Source organism: Sphingomonas sp. 179-I 2A4 NHS, from assembly GCF_045369135.1.
Lineage (GTDB): Bacteria > Pseudomonadota > Alphaproteobacteria > Sphingomonadales > Sphingomonadaceae > Sphingomonas.
Map to the genome: position 1 here is coordinate 289,354 of NZ_JBIQFL010000004.1, position 22,824 is coordinate 312,177.

The 22,824-nt window shown below is 65.0% G+C and carries 16 protein-coding genes; 15 read left to right on the forward strand and 1 reads right to left on the reverse strand.

Going from position 1 to position 22,824, the window contains the following annotated elements; translation table 11 throughout:
• Window positions 1-279 precede the first annotated feature (279 nt).
• From ACH0CP_RS10015 to ACH0CP_RS10075, 13 genes are all read left to right on the forward strand, one after another.
• The gene (locus tag ACH0CP_RS10015; RefSeq protein WP_294444786.1) at window positions 280-1,515 is read left to right on the forward strand and encodes an NAD-dependent epimerase/dehydratase family protein; all 1,236 of its coding nucleotides are present in this window, start codon (window positions 280-282) and stop codon (window positions 1,513-1,515) included.
• The gene (locus tag ACH0CP_RS10020) at window positions 1,512-3,116 is read left to right on the forward strand and encodes a hypothetical protein (RefSeq protein WP_294444787.1); all 1,605 of its coding nucleotides are present in this window, start codon (window positions 1,512-1,514) and stop codon (window positions 3,114-3,116) included. Before ACH0CP_RS10015 ends, ACH0CP_RS10020 begins: the two co-directional genes overlap by 4 nt.
• Before the next feature lie 55 nt (window positions 3,117-3,171).
• Entirely contained in the window at window positions 3,172-4,962 is a 1,791-nt protein-coding gene (locus tag ACH0CP_RS10025; protein ID WP_294444788.1) for a glycosyltransferase family 2 protein, read from the forward strand.
• On the forward strand, window positions 4,959-5,858 hold the full coding sequence (locus tag ACH0CP_RS10030; RefSeq protein WP_294444789.1) for a hypothetical protein: 900 nt from the start codon (window positions 4,959-4,961) through the stop codon (window positions 5,856-5,858). The genes ACH0CP_RS10025 and ACH0CP_RS10030 overlap by 4 nt, the downstream gene beginning before the upstream one ends.
• A gap of 126 nt (window positions 5,859-5,984) precedes the next feature.
• Window positions 5,985-7,409: an efflux transporter outer membrane subunit gene (locus ACH0CP_RS10035; RefSeq protein ID WP_294444791.1), complete on the forward strand. Its 1,425-nt coding sequence runs from the start codon at window positions 5,985-5,987 to the stop codon at window positions 7,407-7,409.
• Entirely contained in the window at window positions 7,406-8,482 is a 1,077-nt protein-coding gene (locus ACH0CP_RS10040; protein WP_294444792.1) for an HlyD family secretion protein, read from the forward strand. The genes ACH0CP_RS10035 and ACH0CP_RS10040 overlap by 4 nt, the downstream gene beginning before the upstream one ends.
• Before the next feature lie 5 nt (window positions 8,483-8,487).
• Window positions 8,488-11,268: a ribosome-associated ATPase/putative transporter RbbA gene (rbbA, locus tag ACH0CP_RS10045; RefSeq protein ID WP_294444793.1), complete on the forward strand. Its 2,781-nt coding sequence runs from the start codon at window positions 8,488-8,490 to the stop codon at window positions 11,266-11,268.
• Window positions 11,269-11,271: 3 nt separating this feature from the next.
• Window positions 11,272-12,396 (forward strand): ABC transporter permease, encoded by a 1,125-nt coding sequence (locus tag ACH0CP_RS10050; protein WP_294444794.1) that lies wholly within the window; start codon window positions 11,272-11,274, stop codon window positions 12,394-12,396.
• Window positions 12,397-12,872: 476 nt separating this feature from the next.
• Window positions 12,873-13,433 (forward strand): DUF1269 domain-containing protein, encoded by a 561-nt coding sequence (locus ACH0CP_RS10055; protein WP_294444911.1) that lies wholly within the window; start codon window positions 12,873-12,875, stop codon window positions 13,431-13,433.
• A gap of 266 nt (window positions 13,434-13,699) precedes the next feature.
• The gene (locus ACH0CP_RS10060) at window positions 13,700-15,157 is read left to right on the forward strand and encodes a TolC family protein (protein WP_294444912.1); all 1,458 of its coding nucleotides are present in this window, start codon (window positions 13,700-13,702) and stop codon (window positions 15,155-15,157) included.
• Entirely contained in the window at window positions 15,154-16,182 is a 1,029-nt protein-coding gene (locus ACH0CP_RS10065; RefSeq protein WP_406889712.1) for an HlyD family secretion protein, read from the forward strand. Before ACH0CP_RS10060 ends, ACH0CP_RS10065 begins: the two co-directional genes overlap by 4 nt.
• Complete coding sequence (locus ACH0CP_RS10070) at window positions 16,179-17,306, forward strand: ABC transporter permease (protein WP_294444909.1); 1,128 nt, start codon at window positions 16,179-16,181, stop codon at window positions 17,304-17,306. Before ACH0CP_RS10065 ends, ACH0CP_RS10070 begins: the two co-directional genes overlap by 4 nt.
• Complete coding sequence (locus ACH0CP_RS10075; protein WP_294444908.1) at window positions 17,303-18,412, forward strand: ABC transporter permease; 1,110 nt, start codon at window positions 17,303-17,305, stop codon at window positions 18,410-18,412. Before ACH0CP_RS10070 ends, ACH0CP_RS10075 begins: the two co-directional genes overlap by 4 nt.
• A 10-nt stretch (window positions 18,413-18,422) precedes the next feature.
• Here ACH0CP_RS10075 and ACH0CP_RS10080 read toward each other — a convergent pair whose 3' ends face one another.
• Window positions 18,423-18,827, reverse strand: coding sequence for a DUF2147 domain-containing protein (locus ACH0CP_RS10080; protein WP_294444907.1), 405 nt, complete (start codon window positions 18,825-18,827; stop codon window positions 18,423-18,425).
• A 340-nt stretch (window positions 18,828-19,167) separates the two neighbouring features.
• Between ACH0CP_RS10080 and ACH0CP_RS10085 the strand changes: the two genes are divergently transcribed.
• Window positions 19,168-19,464, forward strand: coding sequence for a hypothetical protein (locus ACH0CP_RS10085; RefSeq protein WP_406875621.1), 297 nt, complete (start codon window positions 19,168-19,170; stop codon window positions 19,462-19,464).
• A 217-nt stretch (window positions 19,465-19,681) separates the two neighbouring features.
• Window positions 19,682-22,342 carry a cation-transporting P-type ATPase gene (locus tag ACH0CP_RS10090; RefSeq protein ID WP_294444905.1) on the forward strand — a complete coding sequence of 887 codons (2,661 nt, stop codon included), beginning with the start codon at window positions 19,682-19,684 and terminating at the stop codon, window positions 22,340-22,342.
• The last annotated feature ends 482 nt before the right edge of the window (window positions 22,343-22,824 follow it).

Sequence of the window (22,824 nt, forward strand, 5' to 3'; positions counted from 1 at the left end):
CTGTCTGGAACTAGCAAAGCGGATCAGTCCCTGATGCCGGTATCGGAAAACCGGAAGTTCATGCCGCGGAGGAAGTCGAGAAAGGTGAAAGCGGCGCAATTATCCTGTTGACTTAGACAGGTCTCAAACCCCGGATGTACAAGGAACGAGACGTGGTCTGCGCGCTAAGTGCGTACAATTCCTTATATTCATAACCGCTGCACAACGCAAAACTCAGTTGCTCCAATCAGGCTGCTTGGTCGTCGGCCGAGCTCGTCGCGAGCGGGTGAGGACCAGTTGATGGCAAAGAAGATTTTCGTTCTTGGTGGGGATGGCTTCTGCGGATGGCCCACCTCACTTCACCTGTCTGCGCTGGGCCACGACGTGCTGATCGTCGACAATCTCTCCCGCCGCCGGATCGACGCCGAGATGGGCGTGCGCAGCCTGACGCCGATCACCCCGATCGACATGCGGCTTCAGGCCTGGCGCGAAGCCAGCGGCAAGGAGATCCGTTACCAGTACATCGATATCGCGCAGGAATACGCGCGGCTCGCGGCGCTGATCGCAGAGGAACGGCCGGACGTGGTGGTGCACTTTGCCGAACAGCGGTCCGCGCCGTATTCAATGCGAAGCCAGGTCGAGAAACGCTACACCGTCGATAACAATGTGCGCGGCACGCACAATCTGCTGGTTTCACTGGTGGAGGCCGATCTCGACTGCCATGTCGTCCATCTCGGGACGACTGGCGTCTATGGCTATGCCGGCGCGGGTTTCGAGATCCCCGAAGGCTATTTGCCCGTCATGGTCAAGGACGAGCATGGCACGATCCATGAACGCGAGATCCTTTATCCGACCAAGCCAGGCAGCGTCTATCATACGACGAAGTCGATCGATCAGCTGCTGTTTCAATATTACGCCGAGAACGATCGCCTGCGGATCACCGATCTGCACCAGGGCATCGTCTGGGGTACGCAGACGCAGGAAACCCGGCTGCACCCGGCGCTGATCAACCGCTTCGACTATGAAGGCGAATACGGAACGGTGCTGAACCGCTTCCTGGTTCAGGCGACCATCGGCTACCCGCTGACCGTGCACGGCACGGGCGGCCAGACCCGGGCCTTCATCAACATCGAGGATACCGTCCGCTGCGTCGAACTGGCGCTCGACAATCCGCCGCGGCGCGGCGACCGGGTGAAGATCATCAACCAGGTGGCCGAAACGCTGCGGGTGCAGGACCTCGCGGAACTGGTGGCGCGCGTAACCGGCGCGACGATCGACCATGTGGCGAACCCGCGCAACGAGGCCGCCGAAAACGAACTGGAGATGCGCAACGCCACGTTCCGCGGGCTGGGCCTTGAGCCGATCCGCCTGTCCGACGGCCTGACGACGGAAACGTTGGAGATCGCCGCGCGCTACGCCGATCGCGTCGATCGCAGCCACATCCTCGCCCGCTCGGCCTGGAACCGGACGCAGCAGGCCGGGCTCGACCGGCAGACCGCCGAACGCAGCGCAAAATCGGAGGGAGCGCGCATATGAGACTATGGGTGCTATGTCTGTTGGCGCTACTGCTGGTCGGCCTGCTGGTCGCGGTGGAGCAAAGCGGGCTTTTCGACACGGTCACAGGCCGTAACGTGCGCAACAACGCGCCGATCTTCCAGGATTATGAGCGCGGTTCGATCCCGTTCGTCGATGCTGATGGCAAGAGCGTGTTCGTGGCGCAGATCCATCCGAACAGCCCGCAAATCCTCACCGGCTTCCCGTCCTACGCCAGCACCAAGTTCCGCCTGCCGGTCGACAGTCGACCGGAGAGCGGCACGTATGACATCAGCTTCGCGGCGGATGCGGTGAATGGCGCAGAGGGTGCGCTTCGGATCACCATCAACGGCATCAAGCGCGCTGAAACCGTGCTGCAGCACGGCACCTTCCGTCAGCGCGTTCGAGTCGAACTGACGCCGACCGAGCTGGCGGCAGGAGAGCTCGACGTGCGGCTGGCGCTGGTGGGGCAGGGGCCGATGGCCGAATGCACGCCGAACCAGGCGATCGCAGCTGTGCTGACGGTGCTCCCCGAGACCGGCCTGCGCCTGCGGCTCGACAAGTCGCCGGAGAGCATCCGGGATCGCCTGGCACTCTGGGGTGATCTGATCCCGGTGAAGTGGAATGGTGAAAAGGCGGCTGATACCGGAACGTTGCTCAATGCGGCCCGGCTCGCGGAACGCGGCTATGGGCTTTACTTCGGCGACGGTGGTTTTTCGGCTGCTTCTCTCGCCGACATCACCAAAGGCGCGCCGCTGCGCGTCGATGGTCTGCCGCAGCTGACCTACCCGATTTCACTGGTCTCCCAGGTGGAAAACGCGGGCGCGCGGCGGTTCGATCGTGAGACGACGTGGCGCTTCCGCTACAATGCGTCGCAGCTTCCCAACGGCGAGCTTCCCTCCGCGGTCGACCTGCGCATGATGCTGGGCCCGGTCGCCGGCACGCGCACCTCGCTGTTCGTGACGCTCAACAACCATCTGCTGCTCACCCGCGCCCTTGGAGACACGGATGAGCGCTTTGCCAACTCGCTGGCGCTGCCGGCAGCCGACCATCTCGACCGTAACGAGCTTGAGATTACGCTGACGTCGCGGCTGGAGGACGAAACACGGTGCGGCGCGATGCGGTTGATCGCGGCCGAGATGCTCCCCGACAGCGTCCTTCGCGGCGGCGGTGAGCGCCTGGTGACGGAGGCTGCGCGGCTGCGTGCTGCACTCGGTCCGAAGGCAGCGGTTGCCTTCAGGACGGGCGAACTCAGCGCCCCGCAAGCTCATAGTGTTGCGCTGCTGCTGGCTGATCTGCACCCCGACGGGCTGACGTTCGGCGGGGCGCAACCCGTCGCCACGGTGCAGGCGATCACCGGTGACCTGGATGCGGCGATCCGTCGCGTCCAGCCGACCGGCCAACAGTGGCTGATGTACTTCCCGACGGACGAGCGCGAGGGCGCATGGGTGGTACCATTCTCTTCCCGCCCCGCGCTCGGCGATACCGATGTCGCCTTGCTGGTCACGATCAACCGGCCGGCAATTGTTCAGCCCGCTCCAGCACCCTCGCCGACCGCGTCTGCGACCGCCCGGCCCCGCGCCACAGCCGATGCTGCGCGATAATGCCTCGCCAGCGGAATCTGATCGGAAGCGCGCAAGTTTCGGATCATCCGACAGCTTGGCCGGCGGGCTCGCCGACCCGGTGTCGCTGTTGCAGGCACCGGCGCTTCTTCTGACCTTCTCGATCCTGTCGCTGCTTCAGCTTTCAGCGTTCCAGCTGGGCTATTTCAACAGGATCTTCAGCGTCGGGGATTACGTGGCCGGGCCGCACACCGGGATCAGTGCGGTGTCGATCCGTACGTTCATGCTGTCGTTTTTCATCGCTTTCTCGATCTTCACTTCGGGCACCGCCAAGGCCCGCACCCTGTTCTGTCTTGATCTGTGCTTCCGCTTCATCCTGCTCTGCGGCATCCTCGATGCCGGCAGCATCGCGCTGTACACCTACACCGGCAGGCCATTCCCGATGGTCGCGATCCAGGTGATGGCGGGTTTCGCGGGGATGGGCGTCTTTGCCTTTGTCATCATCCGGCGCGGTGCCATGCCGTCGCCGGAGGAAGTGGTGCGTGGCACCCAGCCGCAACTGCGTGCCTTCCTACGGCTCGGCGTAACGGGAACGGTCGCACTGGTTGCGTCCACCTGGGCGGCTGTGTCTCAGATCCCGCTCTTCGACGAACTGCGCCGCCTGGCGCTGCTGGGCGGCCTTGGGCCGGGCGTCATCCTCTTTCTCCTGGTGCTCTTCGCGCAGCTTTACATCATCGGGATTGTCGAGCGCCGCCGTCGATCGCGTGAGGATTTCCGGCCGCCGCTGTCGGTCGTCATTCCCGCCTACAATGAGGAATATGTGATCGGCCACACGATCCGGTACATCGATCGTGCCGCCGCGCACTATGGCGCGCCCGTCGAGGTGATTGTCGTCGACGATGCCTCAACCGACGAGACGGTCGAGACGGTGCAAGCGGTTACCACCATCTGCCACTCGATCAGCGTCCGGATCATCACGGTCGCATCCGGTGGCAAGGCCGAGGCCCTGAACCGCGGGGTAGTTGAGGCGAGCCACGATTTCATCGTGCGGATCGATGCGGATACGCTGGTAGGCGAAGACAATCTGACCCTCGCCATGCAGAGTTTCGGTGATCCTGACGTCGGTGCGGTTGGTGGCGTGCCACTGCCTCCCGGCGGCGCGATGTTCGACGCCGGTCGGCTGATCGAGGTGATCGTCAAGCACGGCTATTACTCGCCAGCGCTTGGTGCGGCCTCGGGGCTCGTGGGCATTCCCGGCATGTTCGTCGTCTACCGCGCCGAGGCGCTTCATGCCGTCGGCACCTTCGCCAGCGGGATGAATGGCGAGGATACCGACGTGTCGCTGCGGATCGCCGAGCGCGGTTACCGTACCCTGGTCGATCAGCGCATTACCTTCGTTTCGGAAGTGCCGGCCAGCTTTGCACATTTGCGCGAACAACGGCTCCGCTGGTTCCGATCGGTCTATCATGTCAGCGCGCGCGCCCACTCGCTGATCAGCTCGCCCAACTTCAGCGTTCGCGGCAAGCTGGTGCTGCCGTACATGCTGCTGAACACCGCCCGGCGCGCGATGATGATCCCGCTGGTCGTGTTCGGTCTGCTGGAGCTTCTGGTTACCTCCGGCACGATCGCGCTGCCGCATTGGCAGGCGGTCGCCGCGGTCCTGGTCGGCTCGCCGATGCTGGCAGCGACCTTCGCCATCCTGGTGAACGGGCGACCGGGCGCGCTGTTATCGTTGCCGGCGTACATCCTCTTCCGCGCCCTGCGCTCCTGGTACACGCTGGAATCGACCCTCAGCATCCCGATCACCTCGACGTCGACCCGGATCCAGATCGGGCGCCAGCCTTGGCCGAAAACGCCGCCGAGGCCACGCATCACGGAGGCCGTATGAACAGGATAGCCTTGGTGGCGGTGGCCGCCTGCGTGACGATACCGCAATACGCCTGGGCACAGGACAAGCGCCTCAGTCTTGACGGACTGTTGGCTTACGGGCTCGACGTCGTGCCGCCGGACGTTGTCGATACCTCGCCCGATCAGGATCGCATCCGCGGCATGTTGGAGGGCGAGTTCGGGGTCTCCTACGACATCGGTCCAGCCGTTGTCCGCGCGTCGGCAGGTGCCCGCGTCTTCCCCTCGGAAAGCGATTACAACCGCTACCCGCTGACGATCGGTGCGCGCTTCGATGTGCCATTGTCGAAGGATCGGCGGACGAGGCTGCGGCTGCTGCCGAGCTACGAATATGTATTCGGCGATGACGGCCGCGTGTTCGATCGGCTGCGGCTCGATGCGCAGCTCATCCACCGACACAATCCGTCGAACATCACTACCTTCCGGGTGCGCTACGGCTACCGCAATCAGACCGAGCGGCGCTTCTCGGGCTATGACCAGAGCGAATGGCTCACCGAACTCCGCCATTTCTGGCGCCCCGGCGGGGGGCCAACGCGGATCAACGCCTCGCTGCTTGGTCTTTTCGCAGACGCTGAGGCGAACCGCTTCAGCTACAACGGCTACGGTACGCTCCTGACCGCGCGTACGCCGCTCAGCGAGGGGCTGGAGGCCTATGGCCGCCTGTATCTCGTGCACCGCGATTACAAGGCACAGTTCTCGACGCTCTATCCCTACAAGAGGAAGGACACGCAGTTGCGGCTGACGGGCGGGCTGGAGAAGAGCCTGGACCAGCGCTTCAGTCTGTTCGGCGAGGCAGGCTATGCGCGCAACAAATCGAACGTTCCGACGCGGCGGTACGATGGCTTCGTCGGCCGCATCGGCATCCTGTTTCGGCAATAGGCGGGCAGGGTGGTGGCCGGCGCGTCACAATCGCGACGCGGGCAGTGCCAGGCGAAGCCGAAGCCGTATCTCGGCCCGTTTTGTTCCACGCGCGTCACGGGACCTCTGTGGAGGGGGTGGCCGGCGTTGCTGCTGGCCGGCTGCTCCTTTGCGCCGGCCTATGTTCAGCCTGAGCTGCCGGTACCGGCGCAGTACCCGGGCGCCGTGCCGGCTGGGGAGTCGGTGGCCCGGCTCGGCTGGCAGGATTTCTTCCGCGATCCGGAGTTGCGCCGGCTGATTGCGCTGGCGCTGGAGAATAATCGCGACATTCGCATTGCCGCCGCGCGCGTGCAGGAAGCGCGCGCAGCTTGGCGGATCGAGGGCGCATCACTGTATCCGCAGCTGAACGTTGCCGCGAGCGGGCAGTTCGGACGCACGGAGGTCGACCTGCCGCTTGCCCGCAGTGTCCCGCTCGACGTTCGGCTGATCAACGTCGAGGTGGGGGCGGGGTGGGAGATCGATTTCTGGGGGCGGCTGCGCAACCTGCGGGACGCCGCGCGCTGGCAATATCTTGCGTCGGAAGAGGCGCGGCGCGGCGTCGCCACCCAGCTCGTCGCCCAAGTGGCCAACGGGTATTTGCTCGAACGCGAATACGAAGAGCGCGCCGCGCTCGCGCAATCGTCGATCCGCACGCGGCAGGAATCGCTCAGGATCATTCGCCGTCGCTTCGAGGTGGGATCCGGCTCGAAGCTGGACATGACACAGGCGCAGACGCTCCTGGGCCAGGCGCAGACGGCCCTTTACGCGCTGGAGCAGGATCAGGCGGTGAATCGCAATGCGCTGGCGCTGCTGGTCGGTCGCCCAGTGACCGTCGCGTCCTCCAACCGCAGGCTGGCGGCGATTTCGGAAGATATCCAGCTTCCGCCCGGGCTTCCCTCCGAGCTGCTGGTCAATCGGCCGGACATCATCGCGGCTGAACGCCAGCTGCGCGCCGCAAACGCCAATATCGGTGCGGCCCGCGCTGCCTTCTTCCCGAACATCAGGCTCACCGGCGGGGTCGGTGTTTCCAACGGCGAACTCGGGATCGGCAGCGTGGAGCTGGGGGATCTGTTCAGCGATCCAGTGACGATCTGGAGCTTCGCGCCGACGATTAGCGTCCCGATCTTCAACGGCGGGCGGCTGCGATCGAACCTTGATGTCGCACGCGCGCGGCAGGTGCGATCGGTGGCGGAATATGAACGCACCATCCAGGTCGCCTTCCGCGACGTGGCGGATGCATTAGTGCGCCGCCAGCAGCTCGCGCGGCAGATCGATACGACCCGGCAGGTGCTCGATGCGCTCACCGAGCGCGCCCGCCTCGCCAATCTTCGCTTCGAATATGGCCGCTCCACCTATCTCGAGGTGCTCGAAGCGCAGCGTGACCTGTTTGAAACGGAGCAGCTGCTCGTTCAGCTGCGCCGCGCCGATCTGGCCAGCGCGGTTGCGCTCTACGCTGCGCTGGGGGGCGGGTTCACGCCGCCGACGGTGTTCGATTCCGATCCGCGCGAAAACCGAAGGGCGCCTGAGCCATGACGCAAACGCTGACGCCCCAATGGCGCAACCGTATCTTGGTGGCAGTGGCGATCGTCATCGCCGCCGCGCTCGCGTGGTTCTTTCTTCGCCCCTCTGGGATGCCGGAGGGGATCGTCAGTGGCAACGGCCGGATCGAGGCAGTTGAGGTCGATATCGCGGCCAAGATGCCGGGGCGGATTCGCGACATCACCGTCAGCGAGGGAGAGTTCGTCAAGGCCGGGCAAGTCGTGGCGCAAATGGATACCGACACGCTAGTCGCGCAACTCGCGGAGGCGCAGGCGCGGCTGGCGCAGGCGCTGAATGCGGTGAGGACAAACGAATCCCAGGTGGCGCAGCGCGAGAGCGACCGCGCATTCGCGGAAGCGACCGTCCGCCAGCGTGTTGCCGAGCTCAACGCCGCACAGAAGCGGCTCGCGCGCTCGACCACGCTGGCGCGCGAGGGCGCGACACCCGTGCAGGAGCGCGATAATGATCAGGCCGCCGTGGAAGGCGCGTCCGCTGCGGTGCAGGCGGCGCGGGCGCAGGTTGCGGCCGTGACGGCGGGCATCGCCGCGACGCGCAGCCAGGTTGCGGGTGCGGGGACGAACGTCGAGGCCGCCCGGGCCACCGTTCAGCGGATCATGGCCGATATCAATGACGCCGACCTTCGAGCGCCGCGCAGCGGGCGGATCCAGTATCGCGTCGCGCAGCCGGGTGAAGTGGTGGGCGCTGGCGGCCGCGTGCTGACGATGCTCGATCTCTCCGACGTATCGATGGTGTTCTTCCTGCCGGAAACCGTCGCGGGCCGCGTGGCGCTGGGCAGTGAGGTGCGCATCGTGCTGGATGCTTTGGCCGGTCGCGTCATCCCCGCGCGGGTCAGCTTCGTTGCTGACGTGGCGCAGTTCACGCCGAAGACGGTGGAGACGCAAAGCGAGCGCCAGAAGCTGATGTTCCGGGTGAAGGCTCGAATCGATCCCGCGCTCCTTCGCCGGCACATCACGCTGGTGAAGACGGGGCTTCCTGGCACCGCCTACCTGCGTCTCGATCCCGCCATTCCCTGGCCGAAGAACCTGTCGAACGTCATTTCGGAGTAGCACGGGTGAAGCCCGGTGCCTTTGCTCAGCCAGAACCCGCTCCTGCCGCGGAGCCGGTGGTCCAGCTGTCCGGTGTCACGCTGCATTACGGGCGGACTCAGGCACTGCGCGGGCTCGATCTCGATGTGCCGGCGGGGCGGATGGTCGGCCTCATCGGGCCGGACGGGGTTGGCAAATCGAGCCTCTTCTCGCTCGTCGCCGGATCGCGCGCGGTGCAGGAAGGCTCGGTCTATGTGCTGGGCGGCAGCATGGCGGATCGCGCGCATCGCAACGCCGTGTGCCCGCGCATCGCCTACATGCCGCAGGGGTTGGGCAAAAACCTCTACCCCACGCTTTCGGTAGAGGAGAACCTGCAGTTCTTCGCCCGGCTGTTCGGCCAGGATGCGGCCGAGCGGCGTGAACGGATCGACGATCTGACGCGCAGCACCGGGCTCTACGACTTCACCGGCCGCCCCGCGGGAAAGCTTTCGGGCGGGATGAAGCAGAAGCTGGGGCTATGCTGCGCGCTCATTCACGAACCGCGGCTGCTGATCCTCGACGAACCGACCACCGGCGTCGACCCGCTCGCCCGCGCGCGTTTCTGGGAGCTGATCGCGCGCATCCGGCAGCAGAACCCGGGCATGAGCGTGATCGTCGCCACCGCTTACATGGACGAGGCGCAGCGCTTCGACTGGCTCGTGGCGATGGACGACGGCGCGGTGCTCGCCACCGGCACGCCGCAGGAGTTGCTGGAGCGGACCGGCAGCACGTCGCTCGACGACGCCTTCATCGCCCTGCTACCGGAGGAGAAGCGGCGCGATCACACGCCGCCGACCAAGCCACCGCTGACCAACGACGATACAGATATCGCCATTGAAGCCCGTGATCTGACCATGCGGTTCGGCGATTTCACCGCGGTCGACCAGGTCAGTTTCCGGATCAGGCGCGGCGAGATCTTCGGGTTTCTCGGCTCGAACGGCTGCGGCAAGACCACGACGATGAAGATGCTGACCGGGCTGCTTCCCCCGACGGAGGGGGAGGCGCTGCTGTTCGGCAAGCCGATCGACCCGCACGACATCGCGGTGCGGCGCCGCGTCGGCTATATGAGCCAGGCCTTCTCGCTCTACAGCGAGTTGACAGTCCGCCAGAACCTCGAGCTTCATGCGCGACTGTTCCAGGTGGCCGCGCACGAGATCCCCGGGCGCGTCGCAGAGATGATCGATCGTTTCGGCCTGGAAAGCGCCGCCGAGAGCCTCCCGCCCGGCATGCCCCTTGGCGCCCGCCAGCGCCTCTCGCTCGCCGTGGCGATGGTGCACCGGCCGGAGATGCTGATCCTCGACGAGCCGACCTCCGGCGTCGATCCCGTCGCCCGCGACACCTTCTGGCGCCTGCTGATCGAGCTTTCCCGGCGTGACCGGGTCACGATCTTCATCTCGACGCATTTCATGAACGAGGCTGAGCGCTGCGATCGCATCTCGATGATGCATGCCGGCAAGGTGCTGGACAGTGACACGCCGGAGCGGCTGATCGAGAAGCGCGGGACGGCGACGCTGGAAGAAGCCTTCATCTCCTATCTGGTCGAGGCGGGGGGCGAGGACGGGGCGGCGGATACCATCGCCTTTCCGGCTGAGGACCCGGAGGAGACGGCCGGCGCCGGCCGCCGCCGCCCGTTCAGCCTCCGGCGGATGTACAGCTATCTGTGGCGCGAGGTGCTGGAGCTGCAGCGCGATCCGGTGCGCGGGGCGCTCGCGCTCGCCGGGTCCGTCGTGCTGCTGTTCGTGATTGGCTACGGCATCAGTTTCGACGTCAACGACATCCGCTTCGCCGTGCTCGACCGCGATCAGAGCAGCGCCAGCCAGCGCTACGAGCTCGAACTGTCCGGCTCACGCTATTTCATCCGGGAACGGCCGATCACCGATTACGCCGACATGGACCAGCGGCTGCGCAGCGGCGAGCTGACGCTCGCGATCGAGATTCCACCCGGGTTCGGCCGCGATCTTCGCCGCGGGCGGCCGCAGCCGATCGCCGCCTGGTTCAATGGCGCCATGCCGATTCGCGCCGAAACGGTGCGCGGCTACATTCAGGGTATGCACCAGCGCTGGTTGAGCCAGGAAATGCGCGCGGCCGGCCTGACCGGCGGGCCGCGCGCAGGCGCGGGCGCCACTGTCTCGATCGAGAACCGCTATCGCTACAATCCCGAGGTGCGCAGCTTGCTGGCGATGGTGCCGAGCGTGATTCCGCTGCTGCTCCTCGTCCTCCCCGCCATGCTCGCAGCGATGGCCGTGGTGCGCGAGAAGGAGACCGGCTCGATCATCAATTTCTACGTGACGCCAGTGACGCGCACCGAATTCCTCCTGGGCAAACAGCTTCCCTATGTCGGCATAGCGATGATCAACTACCTCGTCATGGTGGCGTTGGCCGAGTGGGTGTTCCGCGTGCCGATTACGGGCAGCTTCGCGGCTCTTACGGTCGGCGCGCTGGTCTTCTCCTTCATCGCGACCGGCATGGGTCTGCTCGCCTCCGCGGTCACGCGAAGCCAGATCGCCGCGATGTTCCTTGCCATGATCGGCACCCTGATCCCGACGCTCACGTATGGCGGGATGATCGATCCGGTCACGTCGCTGCAGGGCGGCGCCCGTATCTTCGGGGAGCTTTATCCGTCCGCCTATATGATCACGATCACCCGCGGCGTGTTCAACAAGGCGCTGGGCTTCCACGAATTGTGGCCATCGCTGTGGCCGCTGCTGGTGACGTGGCCGGTGATCACCGGGGTGGCGATCCTCACGCTGCGCAAGCAGGAGCATTGATCGGTGCGCGCCGTCTCCGCGATCTATCGGCTGGGCGTCAAGGAACTGTGGAGCCTGTGGCGCGATCCGATCATGCTGGTGCTGATCCTCTTCACCTTCACCGGTGTCATCTACACGTCAGCCAAGGCAATGCCGGAGACGTTGAACATGGCGTCGATCGCAATCGTGGACGAAGATCGCTCGCCCTTGTCACAGCGGATCACGGACGCTTTCTATCCGCCGCTGTTCGCGCCCCCGGTGATGATAAACAGCACGCAGATCGATCCCGGCATGGATGCGGGCCGCTACACATTCGTGCTGCAGATCCCCGAAGGCTTTCAGCGCGACGTTCTGGCCGGCCGGCCGGCGGAGATCCAGCTCAATACCGACGCCACACGCATGACGCAGGCTTTCTCCGGCAGCGCCTACATCCAGCAGATCGCGCTGGGGGAGGTGACGGCGTTCGTCGCGCGGCGCCAGGGGCAGGGCGGCCTGCCGGTTGAACTCGAGCTGCGGGCCCGGTTCAACCCGACGCTGGACCGGATATGGTTCGGCGCGCTGACCCAAGTGATCAACCAGATCACCCTGCTGTCGATCATCCTCACCGGCGCCGCGCTGATCCGGGAGCGCGAGCGTGGGACGATCGAACATTTGCTCGTCATGCCGGTGCGGCCGTTCGAGATCATGGCCAGCAAGGTGTGGTCGATGAGCCTCGTCGTGCTGCTCGCTTCCTTTCTGTCGATCCAGCTCGTCGTCCGGGGATTATTGCACGTACCCATCGCGGGATCTTTGCTGCTGTTCTTCATCGCTGCAGCGCTGTCGATGTTCGCGATGACATCGATCGGCATTTTCATGGCGACGGTCGCGCGCAACATGCCGCAGTTCGGCATGTTGACCGTGCTTGTCCTGCTGCCGCTCGAGATGCTGTCGGGCGGCATCACCCCGCGCGAGAGCATGCCCGAGGTGGTGCAGGATGTGATGCTTGCTGCGCCGACGACCCACTTCGTCGAGCTTGGCCAGGCGATCCTGTTCAGGGGGGCGGGCCTTGACGCCGTATGGCCGCAGTTCCTTGCGCTGATGGTGATCGGTTCGGTCTTCTACCTCACTGCGCTGGCCCGGTTCCGCAAAGTGTTGGTGACGATGGCGTGATTTCGGGTGGATGCGCCTATGCGTGGCGCACGGTTGCCTAGAGTCTGTCGCGAACGGCGACAGTGTCCAGAGTTGCTTCATCAAATTTATGAAACGATACGGAAAATTGCGTATCGAATTGCCAGTATGAAGGGCGGTAAAAGCAAGTTGTTAGCGGATGGTATCCCGATAACACCGATGTAAGTAGTCACCGATGCGAGGCGACTATTAGGCGACATCGCCAGATTGGCAGCTGACGATTAACATCTCAAGGATCTCCCGTATCCCCGCCGCACCTCCTCCCTCCCCCCAAGAAGGAAAGACGGGGAACTTCGCCCCGCCGCGCCCTAGCCGGCGCGACGGGGCGACTTCTTTGGGTGATCCTCAAGACTATCGATGAGCGCTGCGGCGGCGCGCGAGGGCAGGCGGCGATGCCCTTGAGCGGCCATACCGCCGGCGGTCGCTCGCGCTTTCGACAGGCATGAAGGAGAGTGGCAATGGCAGACTTGGTGGTGGTCGGCTTCGATGATCCACAGGAAGCGGATCGCGTGCTCAGCAAGCTGAACTTGATGCAGCGCGAGTATCTCATCGATCTCGAGGACGCCGTGGTCGCGATCCGCCAGCCGGACGGCAAGGTGAACCTGAAGCAGAGCGTCAGCATGGTCGGCACTGGCGCCGCCTCGGGGGGCCTCTCGGGGGTCCTGTGGGGCACGTTGGTCGGCCTGCTGTTCCTCAACCCTGTCGCCGGCATGGCGATCGGCGGTGCGATCGGGGCCGGTACCGGCGCGCTTTCGGGATCGCTGATCGATTACGGGATCAACGATTCCTTCATCAAGGAACTGGCGGAAACCCTGCAGCCGAATACGTCTGCGCTGTTCGTCCTGGTGCGCAAGGCGCAGCCGGAAAAGGTTCTTGCGGAGCTTTCCGGCGTGCACGGGAAGGTCTTGCGGACCTCGCTCTCGTCGGAACAGGAGGCCAAGCTGCAGGCTGCATTGTCCTCTGCGACGAACAGCGGCGCGTCTTCGTCCACTGCGGCTGCCAACGGTGACAAGATCTAGGAGCGAAGCGGCAGAAGTGGCACTGTCGAGGCGCACGGCCAGTCACCTGCCGGTCTCCGGATCGGCGGTGACTATGGCTGTTTCGTCAGCTCTTCTGGATCCCACTCATGTTCCGCGGCGCCACTTTGCTTCAACTGGCAATCAGCCATGAAGAGGGGTAGGCTAAGCTGATGTGGAGAGGATCTCCCCGCGGCTTCGACTTGCCACCCCAAAGCGGTGAGGGGCACGGTCGAGGCGCAAGCTGGGGAGAGAGTTTCTGGGTGGCGATGGCCACCGCGGCTACCCTCTGCGCTCCGTCCCCCGCTGCCGGTCAGCCCGTCGCGATGAGCTTCAGCGCAGCGCTCGAGCGATCGGATCGTGTCGCGCCGGCGCTTGCCGCGGCGAAGCACAGCGAAAATGCCGCGCGGCTGACGGAAGAGTCGCTGTCGACGCTCAACCGGCCGATCGTCACCGTCTCCGCGCAATATGTCGAGTATCAGAAGACGCTGTCCTTGGACCTCAGGGGGCCGCGGCAGGATGCGCTCGACAGCACCAACAGCTTCCTCAATTCCATTCCCGGCTCGGTCGCCCCGGCCTTCCAGGCGATCGCAAGCGACATCGTCGGGCGGATTTCCCAGGCACTGCCGGGGCTGTTCGCTGCCTTGCCGAGCGACTTGTCCTATCGCTTCCGCCAGGACGTGTTCCGCCCGACCATCCAGGGTATTCTGCCGATCTATACCGGGGGGGCGATCTCCGCGATCAAGCGCGGTGCTGAGGCGGGAACGGCCCTGAGCGAAGCGCGGGCGCGATCGGCACGCGATTTGACGCAGGTGAACCTGATCCGTGCCTATTTCGGTCAACTGGCCGCCGCCTCGCTCGAGGATTCTACCCGTGAGTCGCTGGAGGCGCTCGACAGCCTGCTGTCGGACGCGATCAAGCTGGAAATGGGCGGTCTCATTCCGCGCGCGCGCCGCTTGGAGGCGCAGGTAGCCCGTGACGCGGCGGAGCGTGAGCACGAACGCGCGGTACTGGCGCATGACAGCGCGCGGACAGATCTGGCGAGCCTGCTTGAGGTGGACGCGGTAACGCCGACCACGCCGTTGTTCGTCCAGACTGCGCCCTTGCCACCGTCGAGCGAGTTCGTCGGCGGCGAGGAGAATTTGCCGCAGACGCGCGAAGCCGATGCAGCAAAGTCGATCGCGCGTGCGTCGGTCGATCTGGCGAAGTCCCAGCAGCGCCCGCAGGCGTTCGCCTTCGGGGAATATAACGCCAATCGCTCCAATGCCTTGCCGGTCGAGCCGGACTGGATCGTCGGCGTCGGCGTTCGCTACACCCTGATCTCCAATATCGGCCGTTCGCGCGCGGTGGCTGCGGCGCGGGAACAGGAGGCCGCCGCTGACGAGGCCGCACGGGGCGCGCGGCAGACCAGCCGTTCCACGACGTTGCGGGCGTGGAACCTCGTCGAAAGCGCTCGTAGCTCGTTCGTTTCGCTCGACAGCAGCCTTGCCGCCGCGACCGAGAACCTGCGCGTTCAGCAGATCAGTTTCCGCGAAGGGGAGGGGACGGTGACGGCGGTGACCGGGGCAGAGGCGGCGCTAGCCGCGGCGCGGACGCAGCGCGTGGCGGTGGCCTATGAGTACGATCTGGCGCTTGCCGCGCTGCTCACGGCTGCTGGTCGGCTGGAGAGCTTCCCGCAGTATCTGGCGCAGGCGAATGTACGTATCCCGGTATCGGCCAAGCCGTGACGGACGCGGCGCGCCACGACCCGGCGATCGGCGCCGATCGACCGCCGTCGCGACGCGCGCGGTTGCTTCTATGGGGCGGCATCGCGATCGTCGCAATCGGGGTTGCGATCGGCTTGTGGCTGGCGAGCCGCCCCGCCGCGCCGCCGCTGCAAGGTGAGGTGGAGGCGGAGGAGGTCAACGTCGCCACGAAGGCTCTGTCACGCCTCGCCGAGATCAAGGTCAGCGAAGGTGATCGCGTGCGGCGTGGTGAAGTGCTCGCCATCCTGAACGCGCCGGAGGTGGAGAGCGGCGCGCAACAGGCCGATGCCGCCCTGCAAAGTGCCCGGGCGCTGCAGGAGATCGCCGACAAGGGCGCCCGTGAACAGGACGTCGCTGCTCTGCGTGCCAATTGGGAAGCGGCGAAGGCGACGGCCAACCTGGCGCAGGTGACCAGGCGGCGAACCGACAGCCTGTACGCGCAGGGCGTCGTTTCCGCGCAGCGTCGCGACGAAGCACGCGCGGCCCAGATCTCGACGGCGCGCATCGCGGAAGCGGCGCGGCTGGAGTATGAGAAGCTCGCTTCCGGTACACGACCGGAAAGCAAGGAGGTCGCGGCCGCTCAGGTCCGCTCGGCGCAAGCCTTGGTTGCCGCTGCCACGGCTATGCAACGCGAGACCGAGCTCGTGTCGCCGATCGACGGCGAAGTGTCCCGGCGGCTGGTGCAGCCCGGCGAGATCGTCAGCCCCATTCTTCCCGCGATCCAGCTGATCGCGATCGATCGGCCGTGGGTGACGGTCAACGGCCAGGAAGACGATTACAAGGGCATGAAGCAGGGCATGGTGCTGCGCGGGGAGGTGCCGGCACTGGGAAGGACGATCGATTTCCGCGTGACGAACATCGCACCGCAAGGAAGCTACGCCACGTTTCGCGCGACGCGGCAGTCGACCGGTTACGATGTCCACGCCTTTGCCGTGAAGCTGGAGCCGATGCAGCGCGCCACTGGGCTCCGGCCGGGGATGAGCGTCCTGTTCGATTGGCCGCAATGAGGGTGTTCGCGGCGTCCTTCTGGCAGGAAGCCGTACGGATCGCCCGCACCCCGGTCGACCTTCTGCTGCTGACGCTGTTTCCGCTTGTGATGCTGGGATCGATGGCGGCGATGATATGGGGCGGCACGCTGACCAACTTGCCGGTCGTTATCGTCGATCAGGACGGCGGTGCGCTGGCCCGCACGATTACGCGCAACATCGACGCGACGCCTTATCTGGAGGTGGTGGCGCAGACGCCGCAGCGGGCCGAGGCATTGGCCATGGTTCGCCGCGAACAGGCCGTGGCCTTCATGGTCATTCCCAAGGGCATCAGCGCCCGCTCGTCGAGTTCCCCGCCCGTAACGGTGTTCTACGAGGCGGTGTTCCTGTCGACCGGCTCGGTCGCCTCCACCTATCTGCGGCTCGTGACCACGGCGACCCTGCTTCGGCAGACGCCGCGCAACCTCGGCGTCGCTGGCGCATCAGTCGCGGACCGCACCTTGCCGACGATCCAGATCACGCTGCTCGGCAATCCGACGCTCAGCCTGGAGTGGTTCCTGGGCATGCTGATCGGGCCGAGCATCCTCCATCTGGTGATCGCCATCTCGTGCATCGGCTCGCTCGGGCTGCTGATGCGGGACAAGTCGTTCGGCGCCTACGTTCGCGAGACGCAGGCGCCGGTGGCGGCGCTGTCGGGGCGGTTGGCGGTTCATGTTCTGGCAGGCATCCTCTGGGCGATCGCCTGGCTGCTCTGGATGACGTTGGCGCGCGGCTATCGTGCTGAAGGAAGCGTTGCCCTGATCGTCGTTGGCTTCGTCCTCCTGTTCGTAGCGAGCGCGGCGATCGGCCTGTTGTTCATCGCGGTGACGAAGGAAGTCGGCACCTCCTTCTCCGGCGCCGTCATCGTTGCCGGCTCGGCGCTTGCGTACTCCGGGGCAACGCTTCCGCTCAGCGGCGGGCTGTGGTTCGCACAGGACTGGAGCAAGGTGCTGCCGCTCACTCACTTCATCATACTGCAGATGGATCAGTTGATCGGCGTCACCGCGCGGGCCGATCTGACGCCGATGATCGCGCTGCTGCTCTATCCGCTGATCGGCGGCGTCACCGGCATGGTGCTGATCCTGCGATCGAAGCGCCCGGCATGAGCTTCATCGGCGCGATCGAGCAGACACTGCTGACGATCCTCCGCACGCGCGAGTTGCTGATGCTCGCGATCATCTCCGTGCTCTTCTACGCTTTCTATTACCCTGCACCGTACCAGCAACAGACCGCGACCGACATTGCGCTGGTGGTGGTGGATGCGGATCGCTCGCCCTTGTCGCGCGCGCTGGTGCGTCATCTGTCGGATACCCGCGCCGTCTTCGTCGTGGTGGAAACAGGCAATCTGGGCGAGGCACGGGAGTTGGTGCGTGCGCGCAAGGCTGATGGCGTCGTGTACCTCGCCCCGCACCTGCAACAGCGCGTCCTTTCGCGCGGTACAGGGACGGGGATCGCGCTGTGGCTGAACGGCGCCTATTTCGTTCGCGCGGAGGCGATCGGGGAGACGCTGGCCGAGGTGGCGCTCGACGCGGTGAACGAGCTGGCGGATACCGTGCCCGCGGTTGCACGGCAGCGCGCGCCCGAGGTGCTGGTGCAGCCGATCTTCACAACGGGCGGATACCGCGATTACGTTTTTCCTGCTGTTGCGAACATCATTCTGCAGCAGACGTTGCTCGCCGCCTCGGCGCGTCTGGTGGCGGATCGGCGCCAGCGCGGATGGACGGTGATGCGCCGGGCGGAGGCGCTGGGGATGGTGACCGCTGCTGCCCTTGTCGGCGCGCTGGCCGCGGGATTCTACTTCGGCTTCGTCTACTGGGCCCAGGGCGTGCCACGCGGCGGCAACATGCCGGGGCTGCTGCTCGCGATCCCGCTGTTTGCGGTCGCCGTGTCAAGCCTCGGCCAGTTGCTCGGCAGCCTGTTTCCCACCGGTGACGATGCCTTGAAGGTAATCCTTCCTACGTCGCTGCCGCTGCTGTTCCTCGGCGGCTTCGCCTGGCCACTCTACGCCATGCCGCAATGGCTTGCGACCATCGCCTGGTTCTCCCCGGCAACGCCGGCGACACATCTCTTCATCCGCTTCAACCAGATGGGGGCCAGCTTGGCGGAGGCATGGGGGCCGTTCTGTGTGATGGCAGTGCTTGCCGCATGCTACACCGCAGGCTTCCTGCTTCGGGTGCGCCGGCTCAACCGTGAACCGGCGACGCCTGCGTGACGACCAGGACCTATGGCACTCGATGCCACGTCCGGCTTTTGCAGATGATCCGGCCGATGAGGCATCCCGTGCCGCGGATCGTGTTCGGGTCGACCAATGTGATCGTGCCGGAAAAGGTGGTGTTCTGATCGGGCACGAACACGCGCCCGCGCCACTGGTTCGTCTTTTGTTGCCGGAAATCGCGGAACACCGTGGTGCCAATCAGTTGCTGCGTGCCGCCGCGACGAGCGCGCTCTTTCGCCTGATCGGTTGCCCAGATGACGACCCCGCAGATTGCATTTCCGCACGGCTGCGTTCGGACGTGGACGCTGTCCTTCGGATCCTGCCATGTTCCGATCAGGCCATCCTGTGCTGCTGCGGTGGTTGCGACGAGGCAGCCGATCGCGGCTGATGCAAGACAAAGCGTCCGGTACATGACGGTCACCTTACGCGACAACACTGAATGACACCCCTGCCCCTTACGGCAGGCGTCGGATAATTGAGGCAAGAATGAACGCCAATGGTGATATATAGAATAGGTATGACTACTGCTGAGGCGATGATCTCGCGCGGCTTTCTTTATTGCTCGCGGCCCATCTCATTCGAAAAATTGTACGAAAAGCCACAATCTCCGTGCTTCTTGATCAAGCAATCTGGTCAGCATCCGTAGTATCCCGGATTACCGATGATATGCCTGGAACCTATTCCTTCTGGAAGCGAAACGTGGTGCGCTCTTGGGGAGCATGCGGATGAAAAAGGGATATCTCCTTGTCCTGATGCTGATCGCAGGCTGCGGGAAGCCGAGCGATACGAAGAACGTGACCGTGGTCGACCAACCCACCACGAATTTCGCTGCCCAGATGCTGGCATTACCCCAGCAATCCCGCGAGATCGCCTTGTTCCGCGCCATTCGTGATGCCGGCCTGCCGTGCCAGAGCGTCACCGGCGCACAACTCATCAACACGAACCCGGCCAGGCCTGAATGGCGCGCGCGCTGCGACAATGGTACCTATCACCTTATCACGGTGGATCCGAACGGTACCGCGCTGGTCGTCAGTCGAACCGAGCGTTGAGCGCCAAGGGATCGAACGAGGTCTTTCGACGATGCAGAAGTTCAGCGAAGCGCCATAGATGAGCCCCCGGCCGGCAAGCAACGGATCTCAGCGATCGCGCTTCGAACGACACCGGAGGGCCGTGCCCCATCCGGCGCTGTGACCTACGTCGGCGATCCGGCACGGGCCTGCTTCAACAGCAGCGCCATTTCGCCCGGTCGCCAGCAAGAACTTCGCCATGCCCCGTAATCTCGTCAAACCGCCAGCCGGAGGCACGGCGGCGGCGACAACGCCGTGGTTTGCGCTTTCCGGCAAGGAGTGTCTTGCCAGGCTTGGCGCGGATCCGGAGGGACTGACCGAGCGGCAAGTCGTCGAGCGCCGCCAGCACTGGGGCCGCAACGAACTCCCGCGCCATCGCCGCGCCTCCTGGCCCGAGCTTTTCGTTCGCCAGTTCCGCAGCCCGCTGATCTACCTGCTGCTGGGGGCGGCGGCTTTGTCGCTGTGGATGGGCGAACGGACGGATGCGCTGTTCATCGTCGCGGTCCTTGTGCTGAACGCGGTCATCGGAGCTGTCCAGGAGGGGCGCGCTGGCGCCAGCGCCGACGCGTTGCAGCAAATGGTGAAGCACACGGCCCGCGTCGAACGGGATGGGGCGGTGCGCGAGCTGGACGCAGCCGATCTGGTGCCCGGAGACATCATCTTGCTGGAGCCGGGTGCGGAAATTCCTGCGGATACTCGGCTGCTTGCGGCTTCAGACGTTCAGGCCGACGAGTCATTGCTGACGGGGGAAGCGCTGCCGGTCGCCAAAAGCGCTGATGCCGCGCTGGATGTCGACGTGCCGCTCGGCGACCGCACCACGATGCTGCACGCCGGCACCACATTGCTCGCCGGCCGTGCCAGAGGGGTGGTAGTCGCGACCGGTGAGCGCACCGAACTGGGCAGGATCGGCGTTTCGCTGCGTGAGACTGAGCCTACCCCGCCGCCGTTGATCCAGTATCTGGAGCGTTTGTCGAAGCAGATCTCCGTCGGGATGGCCGCCTTGGTGGCCGTGCTGGCGCTACTCCTGTTGGTGAGGGGGGCTGCGCCGGCGGAGATCCTGATCGTTGCCGTGGCGCTGGCCGTGTCCGCAATTCCGGAGGCGCTTCCGGTCGCGGTCACGGTCGGGCTCGCGGTGGCGACACGCCGAATGGCGGAGCGCAACGTCATCGTGCGAAGCCTGCCGGCCGTGGAGGGGCTCGGCGCTTGTACGATCATCGCGACGGACAAGACGGGCACGCTCACCGTCAACCGGTTGTCCGTGGGCGCAATCATCACCCCCGATGGGCGTCGGCTGAACGCGGGCGAGTGGAAGGATGACTTAGCCGCAGTCAGGCGTCTGGCGCGTGCAGGGGCGATCTGCAACGAGGCGAACCGCGTCGCCGGGGGCGAAGTGATTGGCGACAGTGTCGACGTCGCGCTTTTACGCTTCGCCGAAGACATGGAGCAGATCGAGGATCACCCGCGGATCGGCCTTTTCGCCTACGAACCGGTAAACCGCTTTTCGAGCGTTGGGATCGAGGCCGACGATGAGGTGCGCGTCGTCGCGAAGGGCGCCGTCGAGACGATTGTTGCGATGTGCGCGGAACCCGATCCGTCGCTCCTCGGCGCTGCCGATGGTCTCGCGTCAGACGGATACCGCGTTCTTGCTCTCGCCGAACGCTCGGTGCCGGACCTTGAGATGGTTGATCTCGCCCACCCGGCGCGGCTGCGGTGCCTCGGCTGCGTCGGGTTACTCGATCCGCTGCGCCCTGAAGCCGCTGCCGCGGTCGCGGCGTGTCGGGACGCGGGGATCGAGGTGCGGATGATCACTGGCGATCACGCGGCAACCGCGCTCACCATCGGGCGCCAGCTTGGCCTTGCCCACTCGCAAGCTGATGTCCTGTCGGGTGCGGCATTGTCTGCGCTCTCGGGTCAACGTGAGGCTCAGGCGGAAGCGATTGGGCAGGCAAAAGTATTCGCGCGTACCGATCCGGCGCAGAAGCTGCTGATTGTCGAGACCTTGCGCAATAGCGGGCACATCGTTGCCGTGACGGGCGACGGGGTGAACGACGGTCCGGCGCTCCATGCGGCGAACATCGGTGTTGCGATGGGCGAGGCTGGGACGGATGTTGCGCGTGGTGCGGCCGACCTCATCATCGTCGACGACAACTTCGCGTCGATTGTCTCTGGGATCGAAGAAGGACGCATCACATTCGGCAATCTGCGGAAGATAGCGATCTTCCTGCTTGGCACCGGCATTGCGGAGATCGCGCTCTTCCTGCTGGCGATAGCGGCTGGCCTTCCGCCGCCCCTGACGGCGGTTCAGCTGCTGTGGAGCAATCTCATTACTGAAACGCCGCAGGCGGTCGCGCTGGCCATGGGGCGGGGCAGGGGCGACGAGCTTCGTCGCCCGCCCCGCGCCGCGGACCGGCGATTGATCGATGGATCCGCGCTGCTTCTGATGGCGATCCCGGCGGTTGCCATGTCTGCGTTCCTGGCCGCGCTGTTCGGCTGGGAGCTTGCTCGTGGCGAAAGCCTGGAAACAGCGCGCAACAGCGTGCTCGTCGGCGTGATCCTGTTCGAGAACATGTTCGTCCTCGCCCTGTGGAACGACCGACGACCTCTGTGGGACCGCCCGCCGGGGGGGATCGCTTGGCTCATTGGCGGTGTGGGCGCCGCCCTTGGGCTGCAGGTGTTCGCAATGACGTTTCCGCCGGTCGAGAAGCTGCTGGGTATACGGATGCCGGACAGTGACAGCCTGATCGCCTGCCTGGGCGGCGCCGTCGTCACTGCTGTCGCTGCGGAGATCGCCAAGCGAATGTTGCGGCGTCGGGGGGATCAGCGAATCGACAACTGGCCGTCCCCTACCTCCGAGTCGTGAGGCGAAGTTTCCCCAAAGTTGTCCCGGTTCCGTAACGGAAGCTGCTGAAACGCGAGCAAATGTGCGATTTACCTCCGCCGGATCGGACTTCTTCGATGTTTCTGCCGCTGATGTTGGCGGATTTTGACGAGAACGATCAGTGCTTTACGTGAAACTACGTAATTGCGTCGAATTGTTGCTATCATACGGTGGGTCTCATTTTCTGCAGGGGGCTGCATGATGATGGACACGGAATATGCCCGGGAGCGAGCACGCTCCGAAACACGGATGGCGGCGCGAGCGCGATGTATCGAGGCTCGGGTCATTCACCTTGAACTGGCCCGACGTTATTTGGCGCTAAGTCGTCTCGGCTTCAAACATTGATCATCGGGCTGGCCCCTTCAGTGTCGGGCGGGCGCCAACCTGTCATGTCCCGCCCATGGTTCGCGTGCAAGCAATGGTTAACGAGCGATCCGAGTGCGTCTTCCTTGCAACGCCGAGAA

Excerpts from the sequence above, each read along its gene's own strand:
- ACH0CP_RS10015 (WP_294444786.1), top strand. The coding sequence starts at position 280 with ATGGCAAAGAAGATTTTCGTTCTTGGTGGGGATGGCTTCTGCGGATGG.
- ACH0CP_RS10020 (WP_294444787.1), top strand. The coding sequence starts at position 1,512 with ATGAGACTATGGGTGCTATGTCTGTTGGCGCTACTGCTGGTCGGCCTG.
- ACH0CP_RS10030 (WP_294444789.1), top strand. The coding sequence starts at position 4,959 with ATGAACAGGATAGCCTTGGTGGCGGTGGCCGCCTGCGTGACGATACCG.
- ACH0CP_RS10040 (WP_294444792.1), top strand. The coding sequence starts at position 7,406 with ATGACGCAAACGCTGACGCCCCAATGGCGCAACCGTATCTTGGTGGCA.
- ACH0CP_RS10055 (WP_294444911.1), top strand. The coding sequence starts at position 12,873 with ATGGCAGACTTGGTGGTGGTCGGCTTCGATGATCCACAGGAAGCGGAT.
- ACH0CP_RS10060 (WP_294444912.1), top strand. The coding sequence starts at position 13,700 with ATGGCCACCGCGGCTACCCTCTGCGCTCCGTCCCCCGCTGCCGGTCAG.
- ACH0CP_RS10070 (WP_294444909.1), top strand. The coding sequence starts at position 16,179 with ATGAGGGTGTTCGCGGCGTCCTTCTGGCAGGAAGCCGTACGGATCGCC.
- ACH0CP_RS10075 (WP_294444908.1), top strand. The coding sequence starts at position 17,303 with ATGAGCTTCATCGGCGCGATCGAGCAGACACTGCTGACGATCCTCCGC.
- ACH0CP_RS10080 (WP_294444907.1), bottom strand. The coding sequence starts at position 18,827 with ATGTACCGGACGCTTTGTCTTGCATCAGCCGCGATCGGCTGCCTCGTC.
- ACH0CP_RS10085 (WP_406875621.1), top strand. The coding sequence starts at position 19,168 with ATGCTGATCGCAGGCTGCGGGAAGCCGAGCGATACGAAGAACGTGACC.
- ACH0CP_RS10090 (WP_294444905.1), top strand. The coding sequence starts at position 19,682 with ATGCCCCGTAATCTCGTCAAACCGCCAGCCGGAGGCACGGCGGCGGCG.